The following is a 2,977-nucleotide window of genomic DNA, read 5'->3' on the forward strand; positions in this document are numbered from 1 at the left end:
CATCCCGCCGCGGCGACCAGCGCCCGGACGAGACCGGCGAGGGCCATGCCGCAGCGGTCCGGGCCCTCGATCTCCTCGGCGCGCCGCCGGGCGAAGGCCTGGATCAGGACCGGGTAACGGTAGCTGTCGATGCCGACGGCTTCGAGCAGGTGGGCGTCGACGAGGTCCTCCAGCGCCGCGCGGGCTTCCGGGCGTGGCAGTCCGGTCATCGCGGTGACGTCGTCGACGGTTCGCAGCGGCTCGTCGGCGAGTGCGGCGAGGCGGAAGACGCTCGCCGAGACCGCTCGGAGTCGCGCTTCGGCCCGGCGGATCGGCTCGTCGACGATCTTGCAGTCCTCGTGCATGACGACCGGTTGCCGCAGGTCGTCGGCGAGCTGCGCCATGATCTGCGAGACGGTCCACCGCGGCCGGTCGAGCAGACGGGCGGCGGCGATCCGTACCGACAGGGGATGACCGGAACAGGCGGCGACCAGCTCGGCGGCGGCGTCGGGTTCGGCGTCGACGCGCTGGTGCCCGGCGATCTCGCCGAGCAGGCGCAGCGACTCCTCGTCGCTGAGCGGGCCCAGCCGCTGCCACGCCACCGTGGGCAGTTCGATCAGCCGGCGTGCCGCGGTGACGATCACCGCGCAGCCCGGCAACAGGGGCTCGACCTGCGCGCTGCTGTCGGCGTCGTCGAGCACGACCAGCAGGTCGCGTCCGGACGCTGCGGTGCGCCAGAGTGTGCAGCGCTCCGCGGTCGTCTCCGGCAGCGTGACGCCGGGCCGGAGCGAGCGCAGCAGCGATCCGAGGGCCTCGTGAGCGCTGACCGGCCGGCCGGTGCGGGCTCGCAGGTCCAGGTAGATCCGGCCGTCCGGGAAGCGGTCGGCGAGCAGACGCGCCAGGTGCACGGCGAGGGCCGACTTGCCGGAGCCGCCGAGACCGGTGATGCCGGCGACCGGCACGCCGTCCTCGGTGAGCACTCGGCGCAGCCGGTCGATCTCGGCACGGCGGCCGGTGAAATGCCGTACGCCGGGAGGCATCTGATCCGGCCGCTCCGCCGGGGGCTCCTCGGGCACGGCAAGCGCGTCGCCGCCCTGCAACAACCGCTGGTGCAGTCGCTGCAGCCCGGGACCGGGCTCGATACCGAGCTGCTCGTGCAACTGCGCCCGCAACCGGCGGAACGCGTCGAGCGCCTCCACCGTCCGGCCGCAGCGGTGCAGCGCGGTCATCCACAGCTCGGTCAGGCGCGCGTCCACCGGGCGCTCGGCGACCGCCGCACCCAGATCGGCGCAGATCGCCTCGTGACGGCCGAGCGCCAGCTCCGCGTCGAACAACTGCTCACGCGCGGCACGACCGGACTCCTCCAGGCGAACGCGCTGGGCGGCGGCGAACTCGGCCCGCACACCGCCCAGCGCCCGGCCCGACCACAGACCCAGCGCCCGGCGCAGCCGCGACGCGGCCCCGGCCACGTCACCGGAGCGCCGCGCCTGACGGGCCTGCTCGACGAGCCGGTCGAACTCCTCCGCGTCGACGTCAGCTGCGTGCCGGACCAGGTGGTAGCCCCCGGCCGATCGGCGCAGCTCGACCGGGTGACCCGCGAGCACCTGCCGCAGGCGGGCGGCATACGTGCGGACGGTGCTGTGCGCCGACGCCGGCGGGTTCTCGCCCCACAGCGCGTCCACCACGTCGTCGATCGGCACCGGACCGTGCCGCAGGAGCAGCAGGGCCAGCAGCCCGCTCTGCTGCGGTGAACCGAGAGTGATCGCACCCGTGTCCGTAACGGCTCGCACCGGGCCCAGCAGAAGAAACCGCACCATGCGACGTACGACGGATGCCGACACCGAAGGTTCAGTCCGTGGCCGACGGCAGGATGTTGTGGTTGAGCCGGAAGACGTTGGCCGGGTCGTAGGTCGCCTTGACCCGGGCCAGCCGGTGGTAGGTCGCTTCCGGATACGCCGCCCGGACCGCCTCGGCGCCGAGATCCTCCTGCCCGATGAAGTTGAGGTGCTTGCCCGCCAGCGCCCACGGCTCCAACGTGGCGAACAGCTCCCCGGTCCAGAGCACGGCCGGCCGCGTCTGTTCGGGGTCCCCGACGGTGACGACCCACAGGACGAACTCCGCCGCACGCAGACCGGCGGCCCCGGCTCCGGCCGCAGTGGTGCGCAGCGCCCCGCCGAGATGACGCAGCTCGACGATGGTGGCCGGGACGTCGGCCTGCGCCCCGAACCCCTCGATCAGCCGCTCGACCAGGTCGCCGGTCAAGGGCGGCAGGCTCAGCGTGCGCTCGGCGAACGGCGCCGGGCCCTCGGGGTCGGAGTAGATCAAGGCGAAATCGGTGTACGGCAGGTCGGCGACGGTGTCGATCACCACCGGCCCAGCGGCCCGCAGCGGCTCGAGCAGCGCGTCCGCGTCCGCCGCCGAGCCCAGGAAAGAGATCCGCACATGCACCGTGAACGTCCCGCGCAGCGGCTCCGGGAACACCGGCAGATCCGGCAGGCGCATGAAGGCGATCGAGCTGGTCAGCTCATCCGGCGCCTGGGCGGTCAGGGCGGCATAGGCCCGCAGTACGGACTCGGCATGGTCGCCCGGGAAGATCAGCACCCCGCCGTGCAGCCGGGTGACCGGGAACAGGGCGAACTCGATGGCGGTGACCACGCCCAGGTTGCTCTTCGCCCCGCGGACCGCCCAGAACAGCTCAGCCTCGTTCTGCGCATCGACGTGCCGCGCCTCGCCGTCGGCGGTGACGATGTCCAGCGCGGTGACGTGGTCGGACGCCCAGCCGTGCTTTCGTCCCATCGTCGCACTCAGTCCGCCGCCGAGGGTGTAACCGACCACGCCCACCAGCGGTGAGGACCCGACCAGGGGCGCGAGCCCGTGCTGGGCGGCGGCGTCGACCACCTGCTGCCAGCGCACGCCGGCCCCCACCCGCGCCCGGCGGGTCACCGGGTCGACGGTCACCCCGGCCAGCCGCCGCGTGGTGATCAGCAGGGTGCGCTCA

Annotated in this window: 2 protein-coding genes; both read right to left on the reverse strand. The window is 73.6% G+C overall.

What is annotated here, in order from left to right; translation table 11 throughout:
* On the reverse strand, positions 1-1,796 hold a 1,796-nt coding region (locus Acy02nite_RS46005; RefSeq protein WP_239175910.1), incomplete at its 3' end, for an AfsR/SARP family transcriptional regulator.
* A 31-nt stretch (positions 1,797-1,827) separates the two neighbouring features.
* Positions 1,828-2,977, reverse strand: a 1,150-nt coding sequence (locus Acy02nite_RS46010; protein WP_203756694.1) for an FAD-binding oxidoreductase, incomplete at its 5' end; no start/stop codon positions are given.

The sequence above is a fragment of the Actinoplanes cyaneus genome (assembly GCF_016862095.1).
GTDB lineage: Bacteria > Actinomycetota > Actinomycetes > Mycobacteriales > Micromonosporaceae > Actinoplanes > Actinoplanes cyaneus.